This window comes from uncultured Hymenobacter sp. (assembly GCF_964243305.1).
GTDB lineage: Bacteria > Bacteroidota > Bacteroidia > Cytophagales > Hymenobacteraceae > Hymenobacter.
On record NZ_CAXTEF010000015.1, the window covers coordinates 54,511 to 68,953 of the forward strand.

Sequence of the window (14,443 nt, forward strand, 5' to 3'; positions counted from 1 at the left end):
GACGGGGGGTAGGGACTCTTCCCAGGACTAGCCTCCGCCGGCCCGCACTTAGCTGGCGCTTTTATGCGTTGGCTGCTTTTCCGCCCGCTTATTTGCCTTCCTATGTTCCGACCCTTGCTATTACTGCTGCTGGTGCTGCTGGCGGCTGTGGCCTCTACCCAGGCTCAGGTTGTCACGGCCGGGCCGGATTCGACTCAGGTGAACACCACAGCGCCCACCAAAAAGCAGCTCTCCGCCGCCGACTCGGCGGCGCGTACCGAGCGCCTGTTTGGGCTGCGCCTGACCCGGCCTAGCAAGGCCGCGCTACTGGCAGGCCTAGCCCCCGGCGCCGGCCAGATTTATAATAAGCGCTGGTGGAAGCTGCCGCTCGTCTACGGCCTGCTCGGCGGACTGGGCTACGCCGAGTATTATTATCAAACCGCGTTTCGGGAGTACGCCGATGCCAGTGACTTATTAGCGGAGGGTAAAACTGTTATTGGAGACTCGCTTCTAGGTCCGCGCGCCAGCAAAGCGCGCAGCGCGGCGACAATTCAAAGGGGTGTTGTCGTCTACCGCCGTAATCGCGACCTATTCATTCTCTACCTCATGGGCGGCTACGGCCTGACCATCCTCGATGCGCTGGTCGATGCGCACCTGCGCGATTTCGATGTGAGCGACGACCTCACGCTGCACTGGGAGCCGGCCCTGCTGCCCGTGCCCGGCCAGCCTCTGCCCGGCGTGGGCCTCACCGCTTCGCTTTCCTTTAAATGACAATTAAATAAGTGGCAGTGAGTGAGCAATGTTGTTCGGTCAGTTTCCTGCTTGATTGCTCATTGCTAATTACTCACTGTTAATTAATTAGATGCGGCTTTTACTGATTGGCTACGGCAAAATGGGGCGGACCATCGCTGCGCTGGCCGAGGCGCGCGGCCACGAGCTGGCGGGCATCGTCGACCCGTCGCGGCCCGGCGTCCGCATTCAGGATTTCAGTTCCGGCCAAGTAGATGCGGCCATTGAGTTCACGCATCCCGATGCGGCCTTCGACAACGTAGCGGCTTGTTTGCGCCAGGGCCTGCCGGTGGTGTGCGGCTCGACGGGCTGGCTGCACCGCTTTGAGGAAGCCCGCGCGCTGGTGCAGCAAACTGGCGGCGCGCTGTTCTACGCCTCCAACTACAGCATCGGGGTAAACCTGTTTTTTCACTTCAATGAATACATTGCCGCCCGGATGCACCAGCTTGGGGCCGGCTACGACGTGCAGGTGCAGGAAATTCATCATACCCAGAAAATTGACCAGCCCAGCGGCACGGCCCTCACCGCCGCCGAGGGCATTTTGCGCCACTTTTCCGGTAAAACCAGCTGGCGCAACGCGCCCGCCGAAACCGCACAGGAGTTGGCCGTGCTCTCGGAGCGCACCGGCGACGTGGTCGGCACTCATAGGGTGACCTATACCTCGGCCGCCGACCTGCTGGAGCTGAAGCACGAGGCCCACAGCCGTGAGGGCTTCGCCGAAGGCGCCTTGTTGGCGGCGCAGTATATAGTTGGCCGTCAAGGTCTTTTTGGGATGAATGAACTGCTCGGCTTGCCACTTTTGGGCGGGAAGCTTTAACTTACGTCTTTATTGCCGGCTGCCGGCAAAGCCGAATTCCCTACCTCCTGCCGGCCCGCCAACGCGGCGCCCTCCTTATGGCTCTTCTGACCCGCCCCCGCCCCGACCCCAACGCCGCGCCGCCCCAGCCCAAAGGCAAGCTGCGCGAGTGGGGCGACTCGTTTCTGTTCGCCATCGTAGCGGCTACGCTCATTCGCTGGGCCACGTTCGAGGCCTACACCATCCCGACGCCGAGCATGGAAAACTCGCTGCTCGTGGGCGACTACCTGTTCGTAAGCAAGCTGCACTACGGCCCCATCACACCCCAGACGCCGCTGCAAGTGCCCCTCACCCACCAGACGCTCTGGGGCACGGGCCTGAAGAGCTACTCCGACGCCATTCAGCTGCCCACGTTCCGGTTTCCGGGGTTCTCGAGCGTCAAAAACAACGACGTCGTGGTGTTTCACATCCCGCATGAGGCCCAGTACCCCGCGGATTTGCGCACCAACTACATTAAGCGCTGCATCGGCATTGCCGGCGACGAGCTGCAAATCAAGGAAGGCCAGGTTTACATCAACGGCAAGCTGGCCCCGCAGCCGGCCGAGCTGCAAAGCAGCTATTTCTTCAAGGTGGCCGCCCCCAACGACGAAACCAGCCGGGCGTTGCGCGAGCAAGGCGTGGTGGACTACAACACGCCCAACGGCGAACCCATTGCGACAGCTGAGTACGGCAGCCTGGGCTACCTCGTGAGTTGCCCGCGGCGCGTGGCCGAGTATTTCCGCAAGCAGCCCTACGTGCAAGAAGTAGTCGAAACCAAGCCGGAGGCCACGCTTTTTCCTACCATAGTGGATTTTTCCAACCGCAGCAAGCTCAGCGCGCAGCCTACTAACTGGACGCTCGACAACTTCGGGCCGCTGGCCATTCCGAAGAAGGGCCAGACCATCACGCTCACCAAAGCCAACGCGGGCATCTACTATAAAATTATTGCCAGCTACGAGCCCAACGAAGGCATCACCTGGCAGGATGGCCTCATCTACCAGAGCGGCAAGCCCCTGACCAGCTACACGGTACGTCAGAATTACTACTTTATGATGGGCGACAACCGCCACAACTCTGAGGATTCGCGCTTCTGGGGCTTTGTGCCCGAAGACCACCTCGTGGGCAAGGCCGTCCTGGTCTGGCTGTCGGTTGACCCGTACGCCGACTTCTTTCACAAAATCCGCTGGAGCCGGCTCTTCCGCACGATTAACTAAAAGAAAGGGGGTAGGAAAACGCCCGTCGTCCTGAGCTTGCAAAGGACCTTGTCAGATTAGAGCGAGCCGTTGCTACGGTTATCGCTCTGACCCAATAAAGTTCTTCGCAAGCTGACGGGCGTTTTCCTACCCTCTCCTACCACTGAATAGCCGGCAGGCTCTGTTTTTCGAGCCACGCATTGGCTTGGCTGAAGGGCTTGGAGCCAAAAAAACCTTTATCAGCCGCGTAGGGCGAGGGGTGCACTGACTTGAGCACCAGGTGCTTGCGCTCGTCAATCAGCTCCTGCTTTTTGCCGGCGTAGGCGCCCCAGAGGATGAACACAACGTGGGGCCGGCCTTCCGACACTTTGCGGATAACGGTATCGGTGAACTCTTCCCAGCCTTTTTTCTGGTGCGAGCCGGGCTCGGCGGCGCGCACGGTGAGCGTGGCATTGAGCAGCAGCACGCCCTGTTGCGCCCAACGGTCGAGGTTGCCATTGGCGGGCGGCGGAGTGGTCGGAATGTCGGCCTGCAACTCCTTGAAGATGTTGTGCAGCGAGGGCGGATTGCGGATGCCCTCATTGACAGAAAACGAGAGGCCGTGGGCCTGGTTTTTACCGTGGTAGGGGTCTTGCCCCAGGATGACAACCTTGACTTCCTCGAAGGGGCAGGCGTCGAAGGCGTGAAAAATCTGCGGGCCGGGCGGATAGACCGTAGCCGTGGCGTATTCGCCTTTTACGAAGGCAATGAGCTTCTGGAAATACGATTTCTCGAACTCATCGGCCAGCACCGGGCGCCAGCTTTCGGCAATCTTAACCATGTCTTGTGTAAAGTGTGAGAGTAATTTAAACTTATTATTCAGATACAGGTATACGTGTGAGGATTTGGCTTAGCCGCGGCCTGCTAAACCAAACTTCCGGTCGCTCTGTTAGCCCGGCAGCCCACTTACCCTCGCTTCGCCCTATGCCCACCACCACTACGCAAGGCGTCACCGTTACGGTTACGACCAGCTACCTGCCCGACTACTCCAGCCCCGCGCAGGAGCACTTCGTGTTTGCCTATAAGATTGAGATTCGCAACGATAGTGGTCACACCGTGAAGCTGTTGCGGCGGCACTGGCACATCCACGATGCCAACGGCGTGGTGCGCGAAGTGGAGGGCGAGGGCGTGGTGGGCCGCCAGCCGGTGCTGGAGTCAGGTGAGGGGCACCAGTACGTGAGCGGCTGCAACCTCAAGTCGGGGGTAGGGAAAATGCGCGGCACTTACCTCATGGAGCGCCTTGGCAACGGCCAGCAGTTTATGGTCGATATCCCGGAGTTCACCCTCATGGTGCCCTACCGTTTAAACTAAGCTCGTAGCCATTAGCTGCTGGCTTTTAGCTTTGTGGGGTCAGCTGTTCTGCTAGCAGCTGGCAGCCAACAGCTACCAGTTTGTCCTACCAAATCTTATCCTACCTCCGTTTCTGGCTGCGCTCGGGTAATGCGCACGGCCTGCACTCGCCGTTCGTGTTCGGGCTTTACACCACCGTTGTCCGGCACGAGGGCCATTTTGGGGCGTATGAGGCGCTAGAGGCGCGGCGCCAGGAATTGCTGCGAAGTAAGGAAAGCATTACCGTGCGTGACCTGGGCGCTGGCTCGCACGCCGGCACCGGGCGGCAGCGCCGCGTGGCCGACATTGCCCGCGTGGCGGCCAAGCCCCCGCGACTGGGGCAGCTCTTGTTTCGGCTGGCCAATCATTTTCAGCCCCGCACCATCCTGGAATTAGGCACCTCCTTGGGCCTGACCACGGCCTACCTGGCGGCAGCCGACTCCCGCAGTCAAGTCATTACGCTGGAGGGCTGCCCGGCCACGGCGGCGGTAGCCCGCGAAACCTTCGCCGCGCTGCGCCTGCCCAACGTGGCGCTGCGGGAGGGCAACTTCGATGAAATCCTGGCTCCTACCCTGGCCGCCCTTCCCTACCCCCTCGATTTCGTTTTTTTCGACGGCAACCACCGCTACGAGCCCACGTTGCGCTACTTTGAGCTGTGCCTGGCCAAGGCGCATGAGCAGAGCGTATTCGTGCTCGACGACATTCACTGGTCGGCTGAGATGGAGCGGGCCTGGGAAACCATCAAAGTGCACCCACAGGTGATGCTGACGGTGGACTTATTCTACGTGGGGCTGGTGTTTTTTCGCCGAAATCAGCCCAGGCAGCATTTCTCGCTACGGCTGTAGGGCGGGTAGCGCGGACTTTATAGTCCGCGAGTCGAACACCCAAACAGCAAACTCGCGGACTACAAAGCTCGCGCTACTTTATTGCCTCGCGCAGCCTGGTCAGCTTCACGAGCAGGCCTTCGAGTTGGTCAAGGGGCAGCATATTAGCGCCGTCGGAGAGGGCGGTGGCGGGCGTGGGGTGGGTTTCGATAAACAGGCCGTCGGCGCCTACGGCAATAGCAGCCTTGGCGATGGTCGCAATCAGGGCGGGCTGACCGCCGGTCACGCCGCTGGCCTGGTTAGGCTGCTGCAAGGCGTGGGTCACGTCCATCACCACGGGCACTTGGAAACGCTGCATGGCGGGCAGATTGCGAAAATCCACCACCAGCTCCGAGTAGCCGAACGAGTTGCCGCGCTCAGTGAGAATCACGTGCTCGTTGCCGGCGCCGCGCACTTTGTCGACGGCAAACTGCATGGCTTCGCCGCTCAGAAACTGGCCTTTCTTGATGTTGACCACCTTGCCGGTGCGGGCCGCGGCCAGCAGCAAATCGGTCTGCCGGCACAGGAAAGCCGGAATTTGCAGCACATCCACGTACTCGGCAGCCAGCGCCGCCTCGTCCGATTCGTGAATATCGGTCACGGTGGGCACGCCGATTTCGCGGCCTACTTTGGCCAGGATTTTTAGCGCCGCCTCGTCGCCGATGCCCGTGAAAGAATCCAGGCGGGAGCGGTTGGCCTTGCGGTACGAGCCTTTGAAGATGTAGGGAATCTGGAGCCGGTCGCAGATGGCGCGCACTTCTTCGGCGATGCCCAGGGCCATGTCCTCACCCTCAATCACGCAGGGCCCGGCCATGAGGAAGAACTGACCCGAATCGGTGTGGCGGAAATGCGGCAGCGCGGTGGCAAGGGCAGATATCATATGCGGTATCACCAATGTTGGGTTGGCGCGTTGTTGAACAAAAAGGAGGGGGTAGGCGGCAATTGTGAGTTGCGCGAATAGCATCTCACCTAAAAGTCAGAGCTGCTTTTTCTTCAGGCAAATAAACAACTCCCGGCCCGCCCGCGGCCGGATGGAGTTTGTGGCCGTCGCGAAGTGCCGGAACTCAAAATACGGTTCAAAGTACGCCCGGTACTCTTCCCTACCCCCTCCAAACGGCGGCTCCCTCACCGGCCCGAAATCAGCCTCGAACAGCAGGCCCACGAGCGTGCCGCCGGGGCGCAGCAAATCGGCGCACTGCCGGGCATAAGCGGGCCGCAAAGCAGGGTCGAGGGCGCAGAAGAAGGTTTGCTCAACAAGCAAGTCAAAGGGCTCCGGCGCGGGTTGCAGCCTGAAAAAATCGGCCAGCAGCAAGTGTGCCGCTGGAAAGTCGGGCACGCGCCGGGCCACGGCCGCCAGGGCCGCCGACGCAATATCGGCTACGAAAACGTGTTCGAAGCCGGCGCAGTGCAGGTATTCGGCTTCGTAGGCGTGACCAGCCCCCGGAATAAGAACGCGCGGCTGCCGCTCAACAACGAGCTGCTCGAAGTACGTTTGCAGGGGTAGGGTGATGCCGCCCGCGTCCCAGGCAGTGCGGGCCGCTTCGTAGCGGGCCTGCCAATAGGCTGCATCTAAGGCGGGAAGCGCGGTTTCCATTTTTAGAAAAGAGGTTGCCAAGCAGTTTGGCGTCAAAAATACCCTATTTTAGCCCCCCAAAGGCTGCGGCCCGCCCGGCCAATTTCAGCCAGCTCTCACCACTTATCTGCCCGCATGGACCCTAACGAGAAGCCCGAATCCCGCTCCAATAATAATCGCACTCTGCTCTTTGTCACGGCTATTCTGGTGCTGCTCGGCATCAATGGCGTGCTGTTTTACCTTAACCAGCAGAAGGGGCAGCAGGCCGAGGTGCTCACCACCGAGGTGCAGGCCAAGGATAGCAAGCTGCAAGAGCAAATCAAGCAATACGAGGCCCTGAAAGGTGATTATGAGCGCCAGAGCCGCGAGCTGCAGGCCCTGGGCCTGAGCAACGACTCGCTCACGGCGCGCATCGCCGGCATCAGCGCCGACCTGCTCAAGCTGCGCTCCTTCAAGGCTGGTAGCTTCTCGGTGGCCCAGCAGCGGCTGTTCCGCGACCGGGCCAAGAACCTGGAAAGTCAGCTGCGCAAAAAAGACGACGATATCGCCCAGCTCAAGCGCGACAACGAGACGCTCTACACCGAGACGACGACGCTCAAGCAGCGCCAGAACAAGCTCACTGACACTATCAGCACCATCGCCAAAACCAATCAGGATTTGACGGAGAAGGTGGGGGTAGCCTCGCGCCTGCAAGCCGATAATATTCAGGTGTCCGTTATCACGGCGCGCAACAAGGAGAAGGACGACGACAAGGATGAGTTCAAGGCCAAGCGCGTGGAGAAGGTCAAAATCAGCTTCAACCTGGCCCGCAATGACGTGTCGCCCAAGGAAACCAAGCAGATTTACCTGCGCCTGCTGGAGCCCGACGGCGCTGCCCTCTACAACCTGAGCACCGGCGGCGGCACCTTCACCGTCGAGGGGCAGGAGGCCTTTTACACCCAAAAGCAGGACGTGGTGTATGACAACTCGCGCCAGAAAGTGGAGTTTCTCTACGCCAAGGGTGCCGAATACAAGAAAGGCCCGCACACCGTGGAAGTGTATGAGAGCGGCCAGCTAATGGGCAAGACGACGTTCACGCTGAAGTAAACCCCAGTCAGACTACAAAAATCTTTTTCAAACTTTTGCAGTCTTCCACCCTCGCTGCACTCCGTTCATGAAAAAGATACTGCTCGGACTACTAACGAGTGCCGCTTTAAGCGCCTTTATACCTGATACGGCAAAGCCCAAGACGAAACTGTACGTAGTGGCTATTACGGGGGCCGACTTGCACGAGACGCCTTCTTTCACCTCCAAAATAGCGCGCCGACTTCCGCTGGGGGTTGTCGTGAACGCGCAGCAAACAGTGGCTTCGGACGATGTCAAATGGATTGGGGCTGGCTTTGCGTTGTCTGGCGACTGGATAGAAGTGACCACGCCCGCCTATACGGGCTACATTTTCAGCTCGGACCTAACACCTAGAAGGCCGACTATCAAAAAAAGTCGCAGCGGAATGCTTTACATTGATTTGCTGGGGACCACCAAAAGCAGCCGCACGGAAAAGCAGTTGGTAGCGTCGGCTGCTAAAAATCTGCTGCGGGAGTATGCGACAAAAGACATTACGGAGTACGCCAATGGCACCTATACTATGACGACATATGACGGCTGCTTCGACCATGTTTATGCGTTCCGACAATTGACGCTAAATGAGGTGTACCACCACCTGATAAGTAACTATTCCGGCTACGATGGCAAGAAATTAAAGCAGCCCAAGCTGCTGTCCAAAAAAGGGAATGTATACACGTTTACATGCGGGTTTGGCGACAGTGATGCCACCCAAGAATTGCAGCTCACCATTCATGAGAAAGGAATCTTGATCATTTCGTCCTCCGACTGCACTTAGCTCGGTGGCGCGAGAAGTGGCATCGGAAAAGCAGCGAAAAGCCGGAAAACTAACCAGCCCCATCTGCGGAACGAATGGGACCAGCACCACATTTACAAATCGCCTGCAAAATCTGCGGAATCCGTTTAGTCTGTGGTTCAGGTAAGCTTCTCAAAATCATCCAACCGTTTGAGCGTAGCCGAAATATCCTCCGTCAGCAGCGTGACGACGGCGCCGTCGGGCGCTTGTTGCAGCACGTAGTCTACGGCGTCCATTTCGTCGGCGATGTAGGTGACGGGCAAATCGGGCTTGTCGAGGCGTAGGCCGCGGGTCATAATTTCCTGCAAGAACTCCTCCGATTTGCCGCGCAGGTCGTAGTTCTGGCGCAAAATTACCTCATCGAAGATGCGGCCGGCAATGCGGGCGAAGCTGAGCGTGTCCTCGTCGCGGCGGTCGCCGAGGCCGGAGATGACGCCGATTTTGCGCGTGGCCGTTGTGGCCTCCATGAACTGCGCGAATTTGGTGATGCCGGCCGTGTTGTGAGCATAGTCCACGATGACCTCGAAGCGCGGAAACTTGTACACATTCATGCGCCCCGGCGTTTTGGTACTCGAGGGAATGAAGGTGCGCAGGGCCATTTTTATTAGGTCTTTATCGAAACCGGCCACGTAGGCGGCCAGCGCGGCGGCCAGGCAGTTCTCGATGTTGAAGCCCGCGCGTCCGCCCAGCGTGACCGGAAACTCCACGGCCCGGCCAATGCGCAGCTTGTAAGAATTCTTGTAAATCGTGACGTAGCCTTCCTCGTACACGGCCGCCACACCACCAGCTTCCACGTGCTCGCGAATGCGCGGGTTCTGCTCGTTCATGCTGAACAGAGCTACGCGGCAGTCCACGGTCTGGGCCATCTCATACACCAGCCGGTCGTCGGCGTTGAGCACGGCCCAGCCGTTTTTGCGCACCGTGCGCGGCACCACGCCCTTCACCGCGGCCATTTCCTCGACGGTATAGATGTCGCGCAAGCCCAGGTGGTCGGCCGCCACGTTCGTGACCACGGCCACGTCGCAGGTGTGAAAGCCCAGGCCGGAGCGCAGCATCCCGCCACGCGCCGTTTCGAGCACCGCGTAGTTCACGGTCGGGTCTTTAAGGACAAACTCCGCCGACACGGCGCCGGTGCAGTCGCCCTTTTCCAGCTGCACGCCCTGAATGTAGATGCCATCGGTGGTGGTGAAGCCGACTTTGTGGCCTTGCGACGCCACGATGTGCGCAATCAGGCGCGTGGTGGTGGTTTTGCCGTTGGTGCCGGTGACCGCGATAATGGGGATGCGGGTCGGGCAGCCGGGCGGAAACAGCATGTCTACCACGGGCGCGGCCACGTTGCGCGGCAAGCCCTCGGCGGGCGCGATGTGCATCCGAAAACCCGGCGCGGCATTCACCTCAATCACCGCGCCGCGGGTTTGATTTAGCGGGATGGCGATGTCGGAGGTGAGCATGTCGATGCCACAGATATCCAGCCCGATGATGCCAGCCACGCGCTCCGCCAGCAGCACGTTGTAGGGGTCCATCAGGTCGGTTACGTCAGCGGCGGTGCCGCCGGTGCTGATGTTGGCCGTGGTTTTCAGGTACTGCACTTCGCCGGCGGGCAGCACAGTTTCCAAGGTTTTGTCCTGCGTTTTGAGCAAATCCAGCGTGTGCTGGTCGGCCTTGATGCTGGTGAGCACCTTTTCGTGGCCGATACCACGGCGCGGGTCCTTGTTCACCTCCTCAATCAACTCCTGAATGGTGTGCTGCCCGTCGCCGGTCACGGCGGCCGGCGTGCGCTTGGCGGCGGCCACCAGCTTGCCATTCACGACCAGCAGCCGGTGGTCGTCGCCCTCAATAAACTGCTCCACAATCACGGCGCGGGAGTATTCTTTAGCAAAGGCTAGGCCCGCCACGGCATCTTCCCAGCTCATGATGCGGATGGTCGCGCCCTTGCCGTGGTTACCATCAAGCGGCTTGGTCACGATGGGAAAGCCCAGCTCCTCAATGGCGTCGCGTAGCCCTTCCTCGCCATAAACCGTCGTGCCCTTCGGCACGGGCACGCCCGAATCCTTGAGCATGGCCTTGGTGCGGTTCTTATTGCCCGCCACCTCCACCCCCGCGTGTGAGGTAAAGCTGGTTGTCGTGGCCCAGATGCGCCGCTGGTTGACGCCGTAGCCTAGTTGAATGATGTTGCTGTTTTTGAGCTGGATGTACGGAATGTTGCGCATAGCTGCCTCCGTAACAATGCTCTGCGTGCTCGGCCCGAAATACTCGTCCTCGCGGATTTTGAGCAGCTCGTCAACCACGGGCTTAAGGCTGAACTCCTCTCCCTTGCACAGCGCCTCGACCAGCTCCACGGCCGACTGCGCCGCGAAGCGCCCGGCGCGCTCTTCCTGGTACTCGAACACGACGTACTCCACGCCCGCCTCGCGCGAGGGGTAGCTTTTGCCCCAGTACACGGGCATGGCCGCCAGCCGCTGCAACTCCAGCGCCACGTGCTCGATGACGTGGCCCAGCGGCTCGCCATCCATCAGTAATTCCTGCGTCAGCGGCGGGTTCTTGGCCCGCTGCTTGGCCGTGGCGGGCCGGTCGGTGCGGGTTTCCTGACGCAGGCCGGGCAGCAGCGCCATCAGGCGGTCGGGCAGGCCGGGCACGGTGTCGCTGGCCTGGCCGGCAAACTCTTCTAAATCTACGCGGCTCACAATCAACCGGTTGTGTTTCACAGACCAGTAGCTCGGCCCGCGCATGGTGCGGAGGTCAACAATTTTCATGGGGGTAGGGCGAAGAAAGAATAGTTTCCCGCCGCGCACACGCCCGGTCGGGATGGCAATGTAGCCATAGCGCAACGCAAACTTTGCACTAGCCGGCGCTTAGGGGTATGAAAAAAGCCCCGCCGCTTTCCAGGAAAGCGGCGGGGCAATTTGAGAGGTGACGGGCGGATTCGAACCGCCGTAGGAGGTTTTGCAGACCTCTACCTAGCCGCTCGGTCACGTCACCCGGTTGGCCTTGGGCGGGCAAAGGTAAGAATTTGTGCCGGTTTGGACAAGCAGGAACGTGATTTTCTACCTGTGCGAGAGCTTTACCCCCTTGACCCTGAACAAGGCTGCGAGGCGGTCCGGTCCGACGGCGCAAGCCGTCCGACCGGTAGTCGTTAGGTCCGCCAGAATGGAATCGTCCGAACGGCGCGCCTAGCTACCGGTCGGACGGCTCACGCCGTCGGACCGGACCGCCTCGCGGCGCAGACAGCGGCCAAATATTCCTACCCCCCTCCTAAACGCAAAAGAGCCCCAACCTTCCAGCCGGGGCTCTTTTCATTCCTTACTCACCAGCCGCTTAGGGCCGCTGCAACTCAGCGGTGTCGGGCGAGTCGCCGGCCAGGGGGACTTGGGCGTCGGCTTTCGCCTTCAGCTTGTCTTCGCCGGCCTGGCGCTCAGTGCCCATCATCTTGTCGCGCAGAGCGCTCAGGGCATCGAGGTCGCCGAGGGTCGACTTGTCGTCGGTCTGCGGCTTTTTCAGGTCGCTCATCTTGCCTTCGCCGGTGGGCTCAGTGCCCTTGGCGTTGGTTTTCTTCTGGAACTTGGTGTTGCCAGTCTTGCTCGTGTCCTCGGCGGCGTTGTACACGGCGGTGTGCGAGAGCACGATGCGGCGGTCGTCCTTCGAGAATTCGAGTACCTTGAAGTCCAGCGCTTCGCCGTTTTCGGCGTTGCTGCCGTCCTCTTTCACCAAACCTTTGGGGTAGGCGAAGCCTTCGATGCCGTAGGGCAGCTCCAGCACGGCGCCGCGGTCCGACTTCTCGGTGATGGTGGCGCGGTGCGTCGAGCCGGGCGTAAACACCGTCTGGAAGGTATCCCAGGGGTTTTCCTCTAACTGCTTGTGGCCCAGGGCCAGGCGGCGCGAGCCCAGGTCCAGTTCCAGCACCACGACGTCGAGGCGGTCACCGACCTTCACCATCTCCGAAGGATGCTTGATTTTCTTGGTCCACGACAAATCCGAGACGTGCACAAGGCCGTCCACGCCCTCTTCCAGCTCTACGAAGAGGCCGAAGTTGGTCAGGTTGCGCACCAGGCCGTTGTGCTTGGTGCCGACGGCGTACTTGCCGCCGAAATCACCGCGAGTCCACGGGTCTTCGGTCAACTGCTTGATGCCGAGGCTCATCTTACGGTCTTCGCGGTCCAGCGTCAGAATCTGCGCCTCCACTACGTCGCCCTGCTTGATGAAATCCTGCGGGTTGCGCAGGTGCTGGCTCCAGCTCATTTCCGAGACGTGAATCAGGCCCTCGACGCCCGGCACCACTTCCATGAAGGCGCCGTAGTCGGCCACGTTCACGATGCGACCCGACACCTTCGAGCCCGGCTGCAAGTCAGCCGGCAGCGAATCCCACGGGTGGGGCGTGAGCTGCTTGAGACCCAGCGAGATGCGCTTCTTGGCCTCGTCGAAGTCGAGCACCACGATGTTGAGCTTCTGGTCGAGCGTAAGCACCTCCGACGGGTGCTGAATGCGGCCCCAGGAAATGTCGGTGATGTGCAGCAGACCATCGACGCCGCCGAGGTCGATGAACACGCCGAAGTTGGTCATGTTCTTGATGTTGCCTTCCAGAATCTGGCCTTTCTCCAGGTTGTTGAGGATGGCTTCGCGCTGCTTCTCCAGGTCCTTCTCAATCAGAACTTTGTGCGAAACCACCACGTTATCGAAAGCGGCGTTGATTTTCACCACCTTGATTTCCATGCGGCGGCCAACATAAATGTCGAAGTCGCGGATGGGCTTCACGTCAATCTGTGAGCCGGGCAGGAAAGCTTCCACGCCGTCCAGCTCCATAATCAGGCCGCCCTTGGTGCGGCGCTTCACCACGCCTTCGAGGATGGTATCCAGCTCCAGGGCGTCGTAAATAGCTTTCCAGGCCTGCTTGATTTTCGCCTTTTTGCGCGACAAAACCAACTGCCCGTTGATGTCTTCCTGGTCTTCGATGAATACTTCGACCTCATCGCCGATTTTCAAATCGGGCAGGTCGCGGAACTCGGTGATGGACACCAAGCCGTCCGACTTAAAGCCGATGTTCAGAATCACGTCGCGCTCGGTGATACCCACCACCACGCCGCGCACCACTTCCTCTTCCTGCACCGTGGTGAGGGTGTTGCCGTACATCGCCTCCATCTCGGCGCGCTGCTCCGGCGAGTAGTTGCCCCCGAAGCCGGTCGCGCCTACGTTGTCCCAATCAAAATTATCGTCCGCCAACTCTGCCATAAAATTGCGTATGAGCTTCCTGATACGCTTCCCGGCTGAAGCTCAAGGCCGGCTCGCGTTTTGGTGAAATGCCTGAAAGCGAAGCCGCTAACCGGCCCGCCTCCTTGGCGGGGGCGCAAAGGTACGGGTTTCGGGGCGGGTTTGCTATTCGTACCTACAGGTTAATTACTCGTCAATCTCCTGATTTAGAAAGGCTGGCTTGATTCGTATGCTGTTACGCATAACAGCTATTGCTTCTTGAAACTCAGCGCTATCCAATCCCTTAAAAGATATCTCCACTTGCCGGTTTAGCCCATAGTAGCTGATCGACTTATAATAATAAAGTGGGCTCGTCGTATCCATTCTGCCCTGATAACTGACCTCTATCGTTTTATTCTTCGCTGACACCACTATTTGCTCATTAATAGCAGATGGGTCTTTAATTTTTAAAGTCCGCTTTTTTTCCCTGACGTTTGGTGCAAACTGATATGAACGTTGAAGGCTTCCAGGTATTATATTCGAACTAATGGTACAAAAGCTTTTTTTAGGAGCGGTCAATGGTCTCTCCATCAAAGCATCTTCTCCAAAATAGTCGGCTGGTTCGCTATATGAACAGCCTCTGCAATCAGCAGCCCATCCGTGTATGACTTTGTGATGATTCCATTCAGATGGGATTGATAAGCTCACGTTCCCCTGTAGTGCAGTTACATTTTTATAGGAACGCAAAGGACTTGAGCAGCTTGT

The 14,443-nt window shown here is 59.4% G+C and carries 13 protein-coding genes and 1 tRNA gene; 7 read left to right on the forward strand and 7 right to left on the reverse strand.

Going from position 1 to position 14,443, the window contains the following annotated elements; all coding sequences use genetic code 11:
• Nucleotides 1–102 precede the first annotated feature (102 nt).
• The 3 genes from ACFE70_RS10740 to lepB all read left to right on the forward strand — a co-directional run bounded on the left by ACFE70_RS10740 (nt 103) and on the right by lepB (nt 2,817).
• On the forward strand, nt 103–750 hold the full coding sequence (locus tag ACFE70_RS10740; RefSeq protein ID WP_375417740.1) for a DUF5683 domain-containing protein: 648 nt from the start codon (nt 103–105) through the stop codon (nt 748–750).
• Between the two features lie 91 nt (nt 751–841).
• Entirely contained in the window at nt 842–1,585 is a 744-nt protein-coding gene (dapB, locus tag ACFE70_RS10745) for a 4-hydroxy-tetrahydrodipicolinate reductase (RefSeq protein ID WP_375417741.1), read from the forward strand.
• Between the two features lie 77 nt (nt 1,586–1,662).
• Nucleotides 1,663–2,817 (forward strand): signal peptidase I, encoded by a 1,155-nt coding sequence (gene lepB / locus ACFE70_RS10750; protein ID WP_375417742.1) that lies wholly within the window; start codon nt 1,663–1,665, stop codon nt 2,815–2,817.
• Between the two features lie 136 nt (nt 2,818–2,953).
• Here the strand turns inward: lepB and ACFE70_RS10755 are convergent, their stop codons facing one another.
• Entirely contained in the window at nt 2,954–3,616 is a 663-nt protein-coding gene (locus ACFE70_RS10755) for a uracil-DNA glycosylase (RefSeq protein ID WP_375417743.1), read from the reverse strand.
• A 143-nt stretch (nt 3,617–3,759) separates the two neighbouring features.
• Between ACFE70_RS10755 and apaG the strand changes: the two genes are divergently transcribed.
• Together apaG and ACFE70_RS10765 are read left to right on the forward strand one after the other, a co-directional pair.
• Complete coding sequence (gene apaG, locus ACFE70_RS10760; protein ID WP_375417744.1) at nt 3,760–4,146, forward strand: Co2+/Mg2+ efflux protein ApaG; 387 nt, start codon at nt 3,760–3,762, stop codon at nt 4,144–4,146.
• Between the two features lie 80 nt (nt 4,147–4,226).
• On the forward strand, nt 4,227–5,009 hold the full coding sequence (locus tag ACFE70_RS10765) for an O-methyltransferase (protein ID WP_375417745.1): 783 nt from the start codon (nt 4,227–4,229) through the stop codon (nt 5,007–5,009).
• 73 nt (nt 5,010–5,082) lie between these two features.
• Here the strand turns inward: ACFE70_RS10765 and kdsA are convergent, their stop codons facing one another.
• Together kdsA and ACFE70_RS10775 are read right to left on the reverse strand one after the other, a co-directional pair.
• Nucleotides 5,083–5,907, reverse strand: coding sequence for a 3-deoxy-8-phosphooctulonate synthase (kdsA, locus tag ACFE70_RS10770; protein ID WP_375417746.1), 825 nt, complete (start codon nt 5,905–5,907; stop codon nt 5,083–5,085).
• A gap of 96 nt (nt 5,908–6,003) precedes the next feature.
• Complete coding sequence (locus tag ACFE70_RS10775) at nt 6,004–6,621, reverse strand: methyltransferase domain-containing protein (RefSeq protein ID WP_375417747.1); 618 nt, start codon at nt 6,619–6,621, stop codon at nt 6,004–6,006.
• Between the two features lie 114 nt (nt 6,622–6,735).
• Between ACFE70_RS10775 and ACFE70_RS10780 the strand changes: the two genes are divergently transcribed.
• Nucleotides 6,736–7,686 (forward strand): hypothetical protein, encoded by a 951-nt coding sequence (locus tag ACFE70_RS10780; RefSeq protein WP_375417748.1) that lies wholly within the window; start codon nt 6,736–6,738, stop codon nt 7,684–7,686.
• Between the two features lie 67 nt (nt 7,687–7,753).
• On the forward strand, nt 7,754–8,479 hold the full coding sequence (locus tag ACFE70_RS10785) for a hypothetical protein (protein WP_375417749.1): 726 nt from the start codon (nt 7,754–7,756) through the stop codon (nt 8,477–8,479).
• Between the two features lie 137 nt (nt 8,480–8,616).
• Here ACFE70_RS10785 and cphA read toward each other — a convergent pair whose 3' ends face one another.
• The 4 genes from cphA to ACFE70_RS10805 all read right to left on the reverse strand — a co-directional run bounded on the left by cphA (nt 8,617) and on the right by ACFE70_RS10805 (nt 14,425).
• Nucleotides 8,617–11,250, reverse strand: a complete 2,634-nt coding sequence (gene cphA, locus ACFE70_RS10790; protein ID WP_375417750.1) for a cyanophycin synthetase — start codon at nt 11,248–11,250, stop codon at nt 8,617–8,619.
• Nucleotides 11,251–11,405: 155 nt separating this feature from the next.
• A tRNA-Cys gene (locus ACFE70_RS10795) sits at nt 11,406–11,476 on the reverse strand.
• A gap of 336 nt (nt 11,477–11,812) precedes the next feature.
• Entirely contained in the window at nt 11,813–13,720 is a 1,908-nt protein-coding gene (gene rpsA / locus ACFE70_RS10800; RefSeq protein ID WP_375417751.1) for a 30S ribosomal protein S1, read from the reverse strand.
• A 165-nt stretch (nt 13,721–13,885) separates the two neighbouring features.
• Entirely contained in the window at nt 13,886–14,425 is a 540-nt protein-coding gene (locus ACFE70_RS10805) for a hypothetical protein (RefSeq protein ID WP_375417752.1), read from the reverse strand.
• Nucleotides 14,426–14,443 lie beyond the last annotated feature (18 nt).